The 13,958-nt window shown below is 75.1% G+C and carries 13 protein-coding genes; 8 read left to right on the top strand and 5 right to left on the bottom strand.

The genetic code is table 11. The features are described 5' to 3' along the window. Positions 1–186: 186 nt before the first annotated feature. Complete coding sequence (locus ACVJO7_RS13080) at positions 187–1,497, top strand: bifunctional o-acetylhomoserine/o-acetylserine sulfhydrylase (RefSeq protein ID WP_344024693.1); 1,311 nt, start codon at positions 187–189, stop codon at positions 1,495–1,497. A gap of 13 nt (positions 1,498–1,510) precedes the next feature. After that, a complete protein-coding gene (gene metX / locus ACVJO7_RS13075) occupies positions 1,511–2,641 on the top strand; it encodes a homoserine O-acetyltransferase MetX (protein ID WP_344024692.1) in 1,131 nt (376 codons plus the stop codon). Positions 2,642–2,664: 23 nt separating this feature from the next. Here the strand turns inward: metX and ACVJO7_RS13070 are convergent, their stop codons facing one another. Further along, positions 2,665–3,084 carry a PPOX class F420-dependent oxidoreductase gene (locus ACVJO7_RS13070; RefSeq protein WP_344024690.1) on the bottom strand — a complete coding sequence of 140 codons (420 nt, stop codon included), beginning with the start codon at positions 3,082–3,084 and terminating at the stop codon, positions 2,665–2,667. 98 nt (positions 3,085–3,182) lie between these two features. Between ACVJO7_RS13070 and ACVJO7_RS13065 the strand changes: the two genes are divergently transcribed. After that, on the top strand, positions 3,183–4,928 hold the full coding sequence (locus ACVJO7_RS13065; protein WP_491673090.1) for a proline--tRNA ligase: 1,746 nt from the start codon (positions 3,183–3,185) through the stop codon (positions 4,926–4,928). 123 nt (positions 4,929–5,051) lie between these two features. Here ACVJO7_RS13065 and ACVJO7_RS13060 read toward each other — a convergent pair whose 3' ends face one another. Together ACVJO7_RS13060 and ACVJO7_RS13055 are read right to left on the bottom strand one after the other, a co-directional pair. Then, positions 5,052–5,822 carry a hypothetical protein gene (locus ACVJO7_RS13060; RefSeq protein WP_491673089.1) on the bottom strand — a complete coding sequence of 257 codons (771 nt, stop codon included), beginning with the start codon at positions 5,820–5,822 and terminating at the stop codon, positions 5,052–5,054. Between the two features lie 81 nt (positions 5,823–5,903). Then, positions 5,904–6,314, bottom strand: coding sequence for a secondary thiamine-phosphate synthase enzyme YjbQ (locus tag ACVJO7_RS13055; RefSeq protein WP_344024684.1), 411 nt, complete (start codon positions 6,312–6,314; stop codon positions 5,904–5,906). Between the two features lie 37 nt (positions 6,315–6,351). Here ACVJO7_RS13055 and ACVJO7_RS13050 point away from each other — a divergent pair, with 37 nt between their 5' ends. Next, complete coding sequence (locus ACVJO7_RS13050) at positions 6,352–7,416, top strand: aminotransferase class V-fold PLP-dependent enzyme (protein ID WP_491673088.1); 1,065 nt, start codon at positions 6,352–6,354, stop codon at positions 7,414–7,416. A gap of 46 nt (positions 7,417–7,462) precedes the next feature. Here the strand turns inward: ACVJO7_RS13050 and ACVJO7_RS13045 are convergent, their stop codons facing one another. Further along, a complete protein-coding gene (locus ACVJO7_RS13045) occupies positions 7,463–7,945 on the bottom strand; it encodes a ferritin-like domain-containing protein (RefSeq protein ID WP_344024680.1) in 483 nt (160 codons plus the stop codon). A 100-nt stretch (positions 7,946–8,045) separates the two neighbouring features. Next, on the bottom strand, positions 8,046–8,507 hold the full coding sequence (locus ACVJO7_RS13040) for a hypothetical protein (protein ID WP_491673087.1): 462 nt from the start codon (positions 8,505–8,507) through the stop codon (positions 8,046–8,048). Between the two features lie 296 nt (positions 8,508–8,803). Between ACVJO7_RS13040 and rimP the strand changes: the two genes are divergently transcribed. The 4 genes from rimP (at position 8,804) to infB (ending at position 13,941) form a co-directional block, all read left to right on the top strand. After that, the gene (rimP, locus tag ACVJO7_RS13035) at positions 8,804–9,367 is read left to right on the top strand and encodes a ribosome maturation factor RimP (RefSeq protein WP_344024675.1); all 564 of its coding nucleotides are present in this window, start codon (positions 8,804–8,806) and stop codon (positions 9,365–9,367) included. Then, complete coding sequence (nusA, locus tag ACVJO7_RS13030) at positions 9,364–10,404, top strand: transcription termination factor NusA (protein WP_491673086.1); 1,041 nt, start codon at positions 9,364–9,366, stop codon at positions 10,402–10,404. Before rimP ends, nusA begins: the two co-directional genes overlap by 4 nt. Before the next feature lie 29 nt (positions 10,405–10,433). Further along, on the top strand, positions 10,434–10,811 hold the full coding sequence (locus ACVJO7_RS13025; RefSeq protein WP_344024671.1) for a YlxR family protein: 378 nt from the start codon (positions 10,434–10,436) through the stop codon (positions 10,809–10,811). Between the two features lie 97 nt (positions 10,812–10,908). Further along, entirely contained in the window at positions 10,909–13,941 is a 3,033-nt protein-coding gene (gene infB / locus ACVJO7_RS13020; RefSeq protein WP_491673085.1) for a translation initiation factor IF-2, read from the top strand. Positions 13,942–13,958: the final 17 nt, after the last annotated feature.

Below are 13,958 nucleotides of genomic sequence, written 5' to 3'. Positions count from 1 at the left end.
TGCGGATCACGAGCGCGACCTGTCGCCCCTGTCGCTGACCTCGTGCTCGACCCGGCCGGTGCGGCGACCGCACCGGCCGCATCCCTCCGCCGACCCGACCGCCGACGCCGCAGGCGTCCTCCCGCCGGTCCCGCACGGACCGGCATCCGACCGCCGACGGTGACGGCCGATACCGAGGAGTTCCTCATGACCGACCCCGACAAGACCGCATCCTGGTCCTTCGAGACCAAGCAGGTGCACGCCGGCGCCGCCCCGGACCCCACGACGGGTGCCCGGGCGACCCCGATCTACCAGACGACGTCGTACGCGTTCCGGGACACCGAGCACGCCGCGAACCTGTTCGGGCTCGCCGAGTTCGGCAACATCTACACCCGGATCATGAACCCCACGCAGGACGTGCTGGAGCAGCGCGTCGCCGCGCTGGAGGGCGGCGCCGCCGCGCTCGCCGTCGCCTCCGGGCAGGCCGCGCAGCACCTCGCGGTGCAGAACATCGCCGAGGTCGGGGACCACATCGTCTCCAGTGCCTCGCTCTACGGCGGCACCTACAACCAGTTCCACTACACGTTCCCGAAGCTCGGGATCGAGGTCTCCTTCGTCGAGAACCCGGACGACCTCGAGGAGTGGAAGGCCGCGATCCGGCCGAACACCAAGGCGCTCTACGCCGAGACCCTGGGCAACCCGCGCGGCAACGTGCTCGACATCCGCGGCGTCGCCGACGTCGCGCACGCGGCCGGGCTGCCGCTGATCGTCGACAACACGGTCCCGACCCCGTACCTGGTCCGCCCGATCGAGCACGGCGCCGACATCGTGGTGCACTCGCTGACCAAGTTCCTCGGCGGCCACGGCACCTCGATCGGCGGCATCATCGTCGACTCCGGGAAGTTCGACTGGGTCGGCAACGCCGACAAGTTCCCCGGGCTCACCACCCCGGACCCGAGCTACCACGGCGCCGTGTTCACCGACGCCGTCGGGCCGATCGCCTACATCATCAAGGCCCGGGTGCAGCTGCTGCGCGACCTCGGCCCGGCGATCTCCCCGCAGAACGCCTTCCTGATCATCCAGGGCATCGAGACGCTGTCCCTGCGGATCGAGCGGCACAACCAGAACGCGCAGGCCCTCGCCGAGTGGCTGGAGGCGCGCGACGAGGTCGAGAAGGTGCACTACGCCGGCCTGGAGTCCTCGCCCTGGCACGCCGCGCAGCAGAAGTACCTGCCCCGCGGCGGCGGCGCGATCGTGGCCTTCGAGCTGCAGGGCGGCGTCGAGGCGGGCAAGAAGTTCGTCGACGCCCTGGAGCTGCACAGCCACCTCGCCAACATCGGCGACGTCCGCAGCCTGGTGATCCACCCGGCGTCCACCACGCACAGCCAGCTGTCCGCCGAGGAGCAGCTGGCCTCCGGGGTCACCCCGGGCCTGGTCCGGCTCTCGGTCGGCCTCGAGGGCATCGAGGACATCAAGGCGGACCTGGACGCCGGTTTCCGGGCGTCGAAGGGCGCCTGATCTTCTGTTGGACGTGAGAACCACACCGCCCCCTCCCGCCACCGGTGCGTGGCGGGAGGGGGACGACCCCGGCCGACGACGGTTCCTGGACCTGCCCGCCCCGCTGAAGCTGGAGGCGGGCGGTGAGCTGCCCGCGGTGCGGCTGTCCTACGAGACCTGGGGCGAGCTCGCCCCGGACCGGTCGAACGCCGTCCTCGTGCTGCACGCGCTGACCGGGGACACCCACCTGGAGGGCCCGGCCGGCCCCGGGCACCCGACGGCGGGCTGGTGGCCCGGGCTGATCGAGCCCGGCGGCCCGCTCGACCCGGCGCGCTGGTTCGTCGTCGCACCCAACGCGATCGGCGGCTGCCAGGGCAGCACCGGGCCGGCGTCGGCGGCGCCGGACGGCCGGCCGTGGGGGAGCCGGTTCCCGGTGGTCACCGTGCGGGACACGGTGGCCGCCGAGCAGTACCTGGCCGACGCGCTCGGCATCGACGCGTTCGCCTGCGTGATCGGCGGCTCGATGGGGTCGATGCGCTCGCTGGAGTGGGCGGCCACCGAGCCGGACCGGGTGGCGCGGCTGTTCCTGCTGGCCGGGCCCGCCGCGTCGTCGGCGGACCAGATCGGCTGGGCGAACCCGCAGATCGAGGCGATCCGGGCCGACCCGCACTGGCACGGCGGCGACTACCACGAGCTGCCGGAGGGGCCGTGGCGCGGGCTCGGGATCGCCCGCCGGATCGCGCACCTCAGCTACCGCTCGGGCTACGAGCTGGCGACCCGGTTCGGCCGCGACCCGCAGGCCGCCGAGGACCCGTTCGACGGCGGCCGCTACGCCGTCGAGTCCTACCTGGACCATCACGCGGCCAAGCTGGTGCACCGGTTCGACGCCGCGTCCTACGTGCGGCTGACCCAGCTGATGAACCACCACGACGTCGGCCGGGACCGCGGCGGCGTCGCCTCCGCGCTGGCCCGGGTGCGGGCCAGGACCTTCGTCGCCGGGGTGACCTCGGACCGGCTGTACCCGCTCGCCGAGCAGGAGGAGCTGGCCGCCGGGATCCCGAACGCCGATCCGCTCAAGGTGATCGACTCGCCGTACGGCCACGACGGCTTCCTGGTCGAGACCCCGACGGTGGCCCGGCTGCTCGCCGAGCTCCTGGACTCCTGAGCGTCAGGCCCGCTCAGGCCTGCTCAGACCCGCTCGCCGTAGACGCGCTGCACCCGGATCGTCACCAGCACCCGCCGGTCGGCGACCATGACCTGGCGGTACTCGTCCCAGTCCGGGTGCTCGCCGGCGGCGTCCCGGTACCAGTCGACGAGCGCCTGCACGGCCGGGCCGTCGGGCGAGTCGTCCGGGCCGGCGATCTCGACCGGGCCCTCGGCGGTCGCCCAGGCCCGGCCGTCGGCGCTCTCCACGGACAGCGCCGCGCGCGGGTCCCGGCGCAGGTTCGCGGTCTTCGCCCGGCCCTCGGTCATCGAGATCCGGATCGTCCCGGCCGCCCGGTCGTAGTGCGGCGTGACCGGCGAGAGCTGCGGCATGCCGCTGCGCTTGATCGTCGCCAGCGTGCCCTGTGCCGCCTTCTCGAGCAGCTCGTGCTGTTCCTCACCCATGTCCGGGCAACCCGCGGGCGGCCCGGCGTGTTCCCGCTCACGGACCCGGGGGAGAACCGGGGTGAAGCGGCACCGGGGTCGTCGCTACGCTGCTGCGGGTGTTGACCCGGATGTCGTCGCTGTTCCTGCGGACCCTGCGCGAGGACCCGGCCGACGCGGAGGTGCCCAGCCACAAGCTGCTGGTCCGCGCCGGCTACGTCCGTCGCGTCGCCCCGGGCGTCTACTCCTGGCTGCCGCTCGGCCTCAAGGTGCTCCGCCGCATCGAGGCCGTCGTGCGCGAGGAGATGGACGCGATGGGCGCCCAGGAGATCCAGTTCCCGGCGCTGCTGCCGCGCGAGCCGTACGAGACGACGAACCGGTGGACCGAGTACGGCCCGAACCTGTTCCGGCTCCAGGACCGCAAGGGCGGCGACTACCTGCTCGGCCCCACCCACGAGGAGCTGTTCACGCTCGCGGTGAAGGGCGAGTACTCGTCCTACAAGGACTTCCCGGTCGTGCTCTACCAGATCCAGACCAAGTACCGCGACGAGGAGCGGCCGCGCGCCGGCATCCTGCGCGGCCGCGAGTTCCTGATGAAGGACTCCTACTCGTTCGACCTGTCCGACGACGGCCTGGCCGAGTCCTACCGGCGGCACCGCGACACCTACGTGCGGATCTTCGACCGGCTCGGGCTGGACTACGTGATCGTCGCGGCCACCTCCGGCGCGATGGGCGGCTCGACCTCCGAGGAGTTCCTGGCGGAGTCGCCCACCGGGGAGGACACCTTCGTCCGCGGGCCCGGCGGGTACGCGGCGAACGTCGAGGCCGTGACGACGCCTGCGCCCCCGGCGATCCCGCTCGACGGGCTGCCCGCCGCGCAGGTGCACCACACCCCGGACACCCCGACCATCGACACCCTGGTCGACTTCCTCAACGCCGCCGGGGAGCGCCGCTTCACCGCCGCGGACACCCTGAAGAACGTGCTGGTCAAGACCCGCGCACCGGGGGCGAAGGACTGGGAGCTGCTCGGTGTCGGCGTCCCCGGGGACCGCGAGGTCGACCTGAAGCGGCTCGGGGCGTCGCTGGAGCCCGCCGAGGTGGCACTGCTCGACGAGGCCGACTTCGCCCGCAACGCCTTCCTGGTCAAGGGCTACATCGGGCCGGGCGCGCTGGCCGCGAACGGCGTCCGCTACCTCGTCGACCCGCGGATCGTGACCGGCACCGCGTGGGTGACCGGCGCCGACAAGGCCGACCACCACGTCGTCGACCTGGTGTGCGGGCGGGACTTCACCCCGGACGGCACGATCGAGGCCGCCGAGGTGCGCGCCGGTGATCCGTCGCCGGACGGCGAGGGCGTGCTGGAGGCGGCCCGCGGCATCGAGATCGGGCACATCTTCCAGCTCGGCCGCAAGTACGCCGACGCGTTCGGGCTGGACGCGCTCGGCCCGGACTCGAAGCCGGTCCGGATCACGATGGGCTCCTACGGCGTCGGCGTCTCCCGGCTGGTCGCGGTGATCGCCGAGCAGAGCCACGACGAGCACGGCCTGGTCTGGCCGCGCACGGTCGCGCCCTACGACGTGCACGTGGTCGTCGCGGGCAAGTCCGCGGAGCTGCTGGCCGGTGGCGAGGAGATCGCCGCCGAGCTGGAGCGGCAGGGCCTGGACGTGCTGCTCGACGACCGCAAGGCGTCGCCGGGCGTGAAGTTCGCCGACGCCGAGCTGGTCGGCGTCCCGACGATCGTGGTCGTCGGGCGCGGGCTGGCCGACGGGAAGGTCGAGCTGAAGGACCGGGCGAGCGGCGAGCGCACCGAGATCGCCCGCGCGGGCGTCGCCGAGCACGTCGCCGGGATCGTCCGGGGCGCCTGACCCGCACCGGACGCGGCGGGCCGGCCGCCGGGACGGACCGGTCCGGCCACCGGGCGGGCGCGGGCCGGACGCGGTCCGCGCTGCCGGGCCGCTACCCGGGCTCGGCCGGGGCTCGGCCCGGGCTCAGCCCGGGCGGACCGCCGACGCCGCCAGCTCGCCGGGCGCCGCCCGGCTCACCGGGTCGCCCGGCCCGCCCGCGGCGTCGGCGGCGACGACCAGCATCGCCACCCCGGTCGAGCCGTCCCTGGCCCGGGTGCGCGGCACCGCGAGCACCCCGACGGTGCCGTCGGTCGCGCGGCAGCCGGCCTGCCCGGCGGCCGTCCCGTCGGTGCGCACGGTCGCCTCGACCCACACGCCGTCCTCGGCGCCGTCGGGCCCCGGGCGCGGACCGGCCGGGCCGACTGCGACCTGCGGGGCGGCGCCCGCGTAGGCGGCCTCGCCGGCGCCGCGGGCGAACGCCATGGCCGCCTCCTCGACGCTCGTCCCGGCCGGGACGGCGACCAGCGCGGCCGCGGCCACCCCGCGCGGCGCCGGATCGGCCGGGCACTGCCCGGCCGCGAACGGCGGCACCTCGGCGAGCCGGGGGAACGGCACCCCGAACACCTCCAGCGGCGGCGCACCCGCCGGGGCGGCCGTCCAGCCGTCCGGCGGTGTCACCGCGAACGTGTCCGGCGGTGCCGGGGCGGCCGGTGCCGGGGGCGCCGCGGCCGGCGCCGCGGGGGCGTCGCCGATCCCGGTCAGCGCCGCGACCGTGCCCGCGACGAGCAGCACCGCGACCAGCGCGGCGAGCACCGGACGGAGCCGGCGTACACCGGAAGGGCGAGCGGGCTCGCCCGGGCGGGCCTGTGCGGCCGCACCCGGACGGCCGGTCGTCGACGTCCGGCCGGAGTTCACCGGCGCAGCCTACGACCGACCGCGCCGGCGGACCGACGGCTCACCGCCGGGCGGCGGCACCGGGTCGTCCGGCGGTCGTCGTCAGCCCGGGAGCAGCGTCAGGCGCACCGACCGGGTCGGGTTGTCGACGTTGGTGTCGACCAGGCAGACCGACTGCCAGGTCCCCAGCGCCGGCCGCCCGCCGATCACCGGGATCGTCGTGGACGGCGGCACGAACGCGGGCAGCACGTGGTCCCGGCCGTGCCCGGCGCTGCCGTGCCGGTGCCGCCAGCGGTCGTCGGCCGGCAGCAGCTCGCGCAGCTGGGCGAGCAGGTCGGCGTCGCTGCCGGCGCCGGTCTCGATCACGGCGATCCCGGCAGTGGCGTGCGGGACGAAGACGTTGAGCAGCCCGTCACCGGCGCCGGCGTCGGCCAGGAATCGCTCGATCCGGGTCGTCAGGTCGACCACGGCCTCCTCGGAACCGGTACGGATGTCGATCAGCTCGCTGTGCACCCTCCGGACCCTAGGACCCTCGTTAGAGTCGGGCAGCGTGGAAGGCACGACGACGGTGTTCGGGCGAGAGCTGCCGCTCCGCCCCGGCTACCTCAACACGGCGAGCATCGGCATCCCGCCGCTGGACGCGTCCGCCGCGGTCGCCGTCGCGGTCCGGGCCTGGGCCGAGGGCAGGTCCGCACCCCGCGACTTCGACGACGCCGTGGAGACCGCCCGGGCCGGGTTCGCCGCGATCACCGGGGTACCGGTCGCCGACGTCGCCCAGGGCGCGACGGTGTCCGGGCTGCTCGGGCCGCTCGCCGCCGCCGTCCCGGACGGCGCCCGGGTGCTGGTGGCGAGGGGCGAGTTCGCCAGCGTCACCCGGCCGTTCGCGATGCAGGCGCACCGCGGGGTCCGGATCACCGAGGCGCCGCTCGAGGAGCTGGCCGGGCGGGCCCCGGGGCACGATCTCGTCGCGGTGTCGGTGGTGCAGTCCGCGGACGGCCGGATCGCCGACCTGGACGCGCTGTTCGCGGCCCGCGAGCGGTCCGGGTTCCGGCTGCTGCTCGACGTCACCCAGGCCGCCGGCTGGCTGCCGCTGCGGCTGCACCGGGCGGACGCCGTGGTCGGCGCCGGGTACAAGTGGCTGCTCGGTCCGCGCGGCACCGCCTGGCTGGCCCAGCGACCGTCCTGGGTGGACGGTCCGGGCGGGCGCTGGCCGGACGTCGTCCGGCACGGCGCCGGCTGGTACGGCGCCCGGGACCGGTGGGGAAGCGGTCTGTACACCCCCGATCCGCCGGGCCGGCCCGGTCCGGCGGGCGGCGAGGAGGCGCCGGTGTGGTTCGCCCACGTCGGGTCCGCCGTCACGGTCCCCTGGCTGGCCGCGCTCGATCCGCAGCCGCTGCGCGAGCACTGCGCCGGGCTGGCCGACGCGCTGCGCGAGCGGCTGGGCATGCCGCCCGCCGGATCGGCGATCGTCGCGGTCCGCACCGAGGACGCCGCCGAGCGGCTGGCCCGGGCCGGGGTCACCGCGGCGGTCAGGGACGGCGCGGCCCGGCTGGCGTTCCACCTGACGAACACCACCGACGACGTCGAACTCGCCGCGGCGGCGCTGCGCGCCTGATCCACGGCCGTTCGGCGGCCGGTCGGAGCCTGATCCGTCCGGCGGGTCAGCCCCGGCCGGGGAACACCGGGATCGCCGGGCTCTGCTCGGTCGCGCCGCGCCAGAACGCGCACCGCACCGTCGACTCGATCATCCGGGTGAGCCCGGCCTGGCGCATCTCCCGGCTGGGCGCCCGCTCGACCAGCGACCGCCAGGCCGCCGCGGTGTCGGTCTCCGCGGTGACCAGCAGCGCGCTGGCCGACAGCTCGTCGACCACCGGCTGCGGCGGGGTGTACGCCGGCTGCGCCGAGACCGGCCGCTCGCCCAGCTCGGTGAGCGCCTCGCTGACCTCGCGGCGCAGCGTCCGGTGCGCCTCCAGCTCGGCGCGGGCCCGGCCCGCGAGATCCGGCGGGAGGAACGCCAGCGCCGTCGAGTACGCCCAGATCGCGGCGTGCTCACCGGCCAGCGAACGCTGCAGCGCCTCCTTCGCCACCTGGGCGGACGGCTGCTCGGCGCCGCCGTCCTGGGCGGGCGCGAGATGGCGGTTCACCGGCTGCCTCCTGTCCCCGTGCGGCCCGGCGCTGTGCGAATCACTGCTGTGCGAATCACTGCTGTGCGGCTGACTGCTGTGCGAATCGCTGCTGTGCGGCTCACTGCAGGGCCACCACGTACGCGGCGCAGCAGGCGGCCACCTCGGCGACCAGCCCGGCCTGCAGCGCGGACGCCTCGATCACCACCTCGCCCGCGGTGCGGGCGGAGCCGTCGACCGAGTCCCGGACGGCGGCGACGTCCGCGGACGGCGGGGTCGCCGGGACCGGCGCCGACCCGGGCGGCCGCCCGCCCGCCTGGTCCAGCGCGGCGGCGTGCTCCAGCCGGGCCGCGCGCAGCGGCTCCAGCCGGCCGGCCAGCGCCGGGTCCGAGGTGACGGCGGCGGCGGCCAGCGCGGCGTCCCGCCGGGCGGCGTCGGCCATCGCCAGCAGCGCCTCGCTCGCGTCGGCCCGCCGGTCGGTGCTGGGCGAGCAGGCCGCGAGCACCGGCGGCAGCGCCACGACCGCGGCCACCGAGGCCAGCACCCGGCGGCGGTCGAGCACCGGTCCGGCCGCACCCGCCACCGCACGTCTCCGGTCCCTCACGAACGGTCATGCTGCCAGCCGGGGTGCGCCCGCCCGTCACCGACCGGGTGGTGCGGACGGGGGATCGGAGGACCGCACCGCGACCGCGGGCGCCCCGATCGAACGCGCTAGGCTCATCGGCCGTCCCCTGCCGTCGTCCGCGTCCGCCCGAGCCGGACGGTGCCCGTACCCGAGACACGCCGCGCAGCGGGGTGCCCGGCTGCGGTCGCGACGGTGCGGGCCGGGTCGGCATCCCGACGGCCGCCGACCGACGCGATCACGAGGAGAGTCACCCGATGCGCAGTCCGGACCCCGCAGCGCTGGCAGACCAGCTGCGCGGCGTGCTCGAGCCGGTGGTCCTGGAGGCCGGGCTGGAGATCGACGCCGTCGAGGTCCGCACCGCCGGGAGGCGGCACGCGGTGAAGCTCGTCGTCGACCTGCCGGAGAGCTCCCCGGCCACCGGCATCGACCTGGACGTCATCGCCCGGCTCAGCCGGACCGCCGCCGCCGAGCTGGACCCGCACGAGCACCTCATCGAGGGCTCCTACACCCTCGAGGTCACCTCGCCCGGGGTGGACCGGCCGCTCACCCGTCCCCGACACTGGCAGCGGAACTTCCTGCGCCTGGCGCGGATCACCCTGACCGGCGGGGACACCCTGGAGGCCAGGATCGGCCGGGCCGGGGACGACCGGGTCGAGGTCGCGGTGCCCGGCCGGAAGCCGGAGCTGCGCGAGATCGCCTACGCCGACGTGGAGCACGCCCAGGTGCAGATCGAGTTCAAGCCCGCCCCGGCGGGCGAGGCCGCGCTGCTCGGCGCCGGCGAGGGAAGTACGGACAGCGCGAACGAGGAGAACCGGTGAACGTCGACATCCCTGCGCTGCGGGCCATCGAGCGGGACAAGGAGATCCCGTTCGAGACGGTGCTCGACGCCATCGAGACGGCGCTGCTGACCGCCTACAAGCACACCGACGGCCACCATCCGGAGGCCCGGGTCGAGATCGACCGCAAGACCGGGGTCGTCCGGGTGCTCGCCCGCGATGCCGCCGACCGGGCCGAGGACGGCACCCCCGGCCCCGAGTTCGACGACACCCCGGACGGCTTCGGCCGGGTCGCCGCGACCACCGCCCGCCAGGTGATCGTCCAGCGGCTGCGGGACGCCGAGCACGAGCGCACCTACGGCGAGTTCGCCACCAAGGAGGGCGAGATCGTCGCCGGGGTCGTGCAGCGCGACGCGCGGGCGAACGCCCGCGGCATGGTCGTCGTGGCGCTCGGCGGGTCCGGCGGGACGGAGGCCGTGCTGCCCGCGGCCGAGCAGGTGCCGGGGGAGGTCTACCGGCACGGGGACCGGATCCGCTGCTACGTGATCGGCGTGAACCGCGGCCCGCGCGGGACCTCGATCACGCTGTCGCGCACCCATCCGAACCTGGTCCGCAAGCTGTTCGCGCTGGAGGTCCCCGAGCTCGTCGACGGGACCGTCGAGATCGTGTCGGTGGCCCGCGAGGCCGGCTTCCGGTCCAAGATCGCGGTCCGCTCCACCCGCCCGGGGCTCAACGCGAAGGGCGCGTGCATCGGTCCGATGGGCGCCCGGGTCCGCGGCGTGATGGCCGAGCTGGCCGGCGAGAAGATCGACATCATCGACTGGTCCGAGGACCCCGCCGAGTTCGTCGGCAACGCGCTCTCACCGTCCAAGGTGGTCTCGGTCACGGTGCTGGACGAGCGCGCCCGGATCGCCCGCGTCGTCGTCCCGGACTTCCAGCTGTCGCTGGCGATCGGCAAGGAGGGGCAGAACGCCCGCCTGGCCGCCCGGCTGACCGGCTGGAAGATCGACATCCGGAGCGACGCGGACCCGCGCGACCCGGTCGGCCCGGGCGGTGACCCGGTCGAGGTGTCGTCGTAGCCGGGTGTGCGGCAGGGGCGGGCGAGGGAATGCCCGGTCCGTCCTCTGCGCTACACTCACAGACGGTCCGCGGTCGCGGTCCGTCGCCCGCACGTCCCCGGTCGATCCCGATCCGGACCTGTGTGGGGTGCCGGACCCGGGAACGGGCCGACGCACTGTTGCGGGTGGTCGCGGAGAACGGACATCTCGTCCCGGATCCTCGCCGCCGCCTCCCCGGCCGGGGTGCCTGGTTGCACCCCGCGACGGGGTGCCTGGACCGCGCCGAGCGCCGCTCGGCGTTCAGCCGGGCGTTGCGCGTCCGAGCTCCACTGGACGCCACGGCCGTACGGATCCGGATCCAGGATCAGCAGGGGTCAGGGAGCCTCCCCGGCCCGTCATCGGAAGGAAGCAAGGTCGACCAGTCATGAGCCAGCAGTGAAGATCGCACCATGAACGTGCTTCGACACTAGGTTCGAGGTCGAGCGGGATGCTGCCGCCCGGCCTCCGGTCAGGACAAGGAGAGCAGTGGCAGGCAAGGCCCGCGTGCACGAGCTCGCGAAAGAGCTCGGAATCAGCAGTAAGCAGGTCCTCAGCAAGCTGCAGGACCTCGGGGAGTACGTGAAGTCCCCCTCATCCACCGTCGAGGCCCCCGTCGTGCGCAAGCTGCGCGACGCGATGGCCGCAGGCGGCGGCAACGCCGGTGGCGGTCAGCGCCGCGGCTCCGGTGCCCCCGGCGCCGGTCGCCCGCGTGCCGGTGGCCCCGGCGCCGCAGCGCCGCGCGGCGGTTCCGGCGCCCCGTCGCCGTCCCGCCCGAGCGCCCCGAAGCCCGGCCCGACCCCGGGGGCGTCCTCGCCCTCGCGTCCGGCGCCGAAGCCCGGCCCGGCAGCGCCGGCCGGCCCGGCCCAGGACGCTCCGGCGGCCCGGCCCGAGCAGCCCGCCGCCCGGACCGACGCACCGCGCCCCGGCCCGGCCGCGCCGAAGCCCGGCCCGCAGCCGCAGGCCCCGGCCGCCGACGCGTCGGCCCCGGCCGCTCCGCGCACCGGTCAGCCGGGTCCGCGTCCCGGCCCCCGGCAGGCGCCGCAGGGCGGTCGTCCCGGCGAGGGCCAGGGCGGCCCGCGCCAGGGTGGCGACGGCGGAGCCCGCCAGCCGAAGCCCGGTCCGCGCCAGCCGCGGGTCGGCAACAACCCGTTCGGTGTCGGGCAGGGCTCGCCGAAGCCCGGCCCGCGTCCGGCCGCGCCGCAGCAGGGTGGTCAGCAGGGCGGCGGTGGCGCGAGCGCGCCGGCCGCACGCTCCGGTGAGGCCCCGCCGCGTCCGCCGCGTCCCGGTGGCGGTGCCCCCGGTGCCGGTGGCCCGCGTCCGTCGCCGAACAGCATGCCGCCCCGTCCGAACCCGGGCATGATGCCCGCGCGTCCGGCCGCGGGCCGGCCCGGCGCCGGTGGCCGTGGTGGCCCCGGTGGCGGCCGTGGTGGCCCCGGCGGTCCCGGTGGCGGTCGTGGTGGCCCCGGTGGCGGTCGCGGCGGTCCCGGTGGCGGCGGCGGCGGTGGCGGTTTCCGTCCCGGCGGCGGCGGTCCCGGTGGACCCCCTCCCGGTGGCGGCTTCCGTGGCCGTCCCGGTGGTGGCGGCGGTCGTGGCCGCGGCGGTGCCGCGGGTGCGTTCGGCCGTCCCGGCGGTCCCGCCCGGCGGGGTCGCAAGTCGAAGCGGCAGAAGCGCCAGGAGTTCGACTCGATGGCCGCGCCCTCGGTGGGCGGCGTCCGCCTGCCCAAGGGCAACGGCGAGACGATCCGGCTGCCCCGCGGTGCGTCGCTGACCGACTTCGCCGAGAAGATCAACGCCAACCCGGCATCGCTGGTACAGGTGTTGTTCCACCTCGGCGAGATGGTCACCGCCACGGCGTCGGTGTCGGACGAGGTCCTGGAGCTGCTCGGCCAGGAGATGAACTACCGGGTCCAGGTCGTGTCCCCCGAGGAGGAGGACCGCGAGCTGCTCGAGTCGTTCGACATCGAGTTCGGCGACCTCGGCGACGAGGACGCGCTGGCGGCCCGGCCGCCGGTGGTCACCGTCATGGGTCACGTCGACCACGGCAAGACGCGCCTGCTGGACACGGTCCGCAAGGCCAACGTCCGGGAGGGCGAGGCCGGCGGCATCACCCAGCACATCGGCGCGTACCAGGTGCCGGCCGAGCTGGAGGGCGAGGAGCGGCTCATCACCTTCATCGACACCCCGGGTCACGAGGCGTTCACCGCCATGCGTGCCCGTGGTGCGAAGTCCACCGACATCGCGGTGATCGTGGTGGCGGCGGACGACGGTGTGATGCCGCAGACCGTCGAGTCGATCAACCACGCCCAGGCGGCGGACCTGCCGATCGTGGTCGCGGTCAACAAGATCGACGTCGAGGGCGCCAACCCGGACAAGATCCGTCAGCAGCTCACCGAGTACAACCTGGTGGCCGAGGAGTACGGCGGCGACACCATGTTCGTCGACATCTCCGCGAAGCAGGGCACCAACATCGAGGCCCTGCTCGAGGCGATCCTGCTGACCGCCGACGCGGCGCTCGACCTGCGGGCCAATCCCGACATGGACGCCCAGGGCGTCACCATCGAGGGTCACCTGGACCGCGGCCGCGGCCCGGTCGCCACCGTGCTGGTCCAGCGCGGCACGCTCCGGGTCGGCGACTCGGTCGTCGCGGGCGACGCCTCCGGGCGCGTCCGGCGGATGATCGACGAGCACGGCGCGGACGTCACCGAGGCGCTCCCGTCGCGTCCGGTGCAGGTCATCGGCCTGACGTCGGTCCCGGGTGCGGGCGACACGTTCCTCGTCGTCGACGAGGACCGGGTGGCGCGCCAGATCGCCGACCGGCGGCGTGCCCGCGAGCGGAACGCCGAGCTGGCGTCCCGTCGCAAGCGCGTCAGCCTGGAGGACCTGGACGCCGCGCTGAAGGAGACGAACACCCTCAACCTGATCATCAAGGGTGACAACTCGGGCACCGTCGAGGCGCTCGAGGAAGCCCTGATGAAGCTGGACGTGGGTGAGGAGGTCGAGCTGCGGGTCATCCACCGCGGCGTCGGCGGTATCACCGAGGGCGACATCAACCTCGCCATCGCGGACAACGTCATCGTCATGGGCTTCAACGTCCGTGCCGAGGGCAAGGCCACCGAGCTGGCCAACCGCGAGGGCGTCGAGATCCGCTACTACTCGGTGATCTACCAGGCGATCGACGAGATCGAGGCGGCCCTCAAGGGCATGCTGAAGCCGGAGTACGAGGAGGTCGAGCTGGGCCGCGCGGAGGTCCGCGAGGTCTTCAAGTCCTCCAAGTTCGGCACGATCGCCGGTTGCCTCGTCACCTCCGGGGAGATCCGCCGGAACGCCCGGGCGCGCCTGCTGCGCGACTCGCGGGTGATCCACGAGAACCTCCCGGTGTCCTCGCTGCGCCGGTTCAAGGACGACGTGGTCGAGGTCCGTGAGGGCTACGAGTGCGGTCTGACGCTCGGCAGCTACTCCGACATCAAGGTCGACGACGTCATCGAGACGTTCGAGATGCGGGAGAAGCCGCGGGCCTGACCCAGGTCAGCCAGGCG

Source organism: Pseudonocardia sp. DxW (genome assembly GCF_058448985.1).
The sequence above is the reverse complement of the archived record's forward strand: the minus strand, read 5'-3'. Positions and strand labels throughout refer to the sequence as shown.

Excerpts from the sequence above, each read along its gene's own strand:
- ACVJO7_RS13070 (WP_344024690.1), bottom strand. The coding sequence starts at position 3,084 with ATGGGTGAGGAACAGCACGAGCTGCTCGAGAAGGCGGCACAGGGCACG.
- rimP (WP_344024675.1), top strand. The coding sequence starts at position 8,804 with ATGCGCAGTCCGGACCCCGCAGCGCTGGCAGACCAGCTGCGCGGCGTG.
- ACVJO7_RS13025 (WP_344024671.1), top strand. The coding sequence starts at position 10,434 with ATGCCCGGTCCGTCCTCTGCGCTACACTCACAGACGGTCCGCGGTCGC.
- ACVJO7_RS13080 (WP_344024693.1), top strand. The coding sequence starts at position 187 with ATGACCGACCCCGACAAGACCGCATCCTGGTCCTTCGAGACCAAGCAG.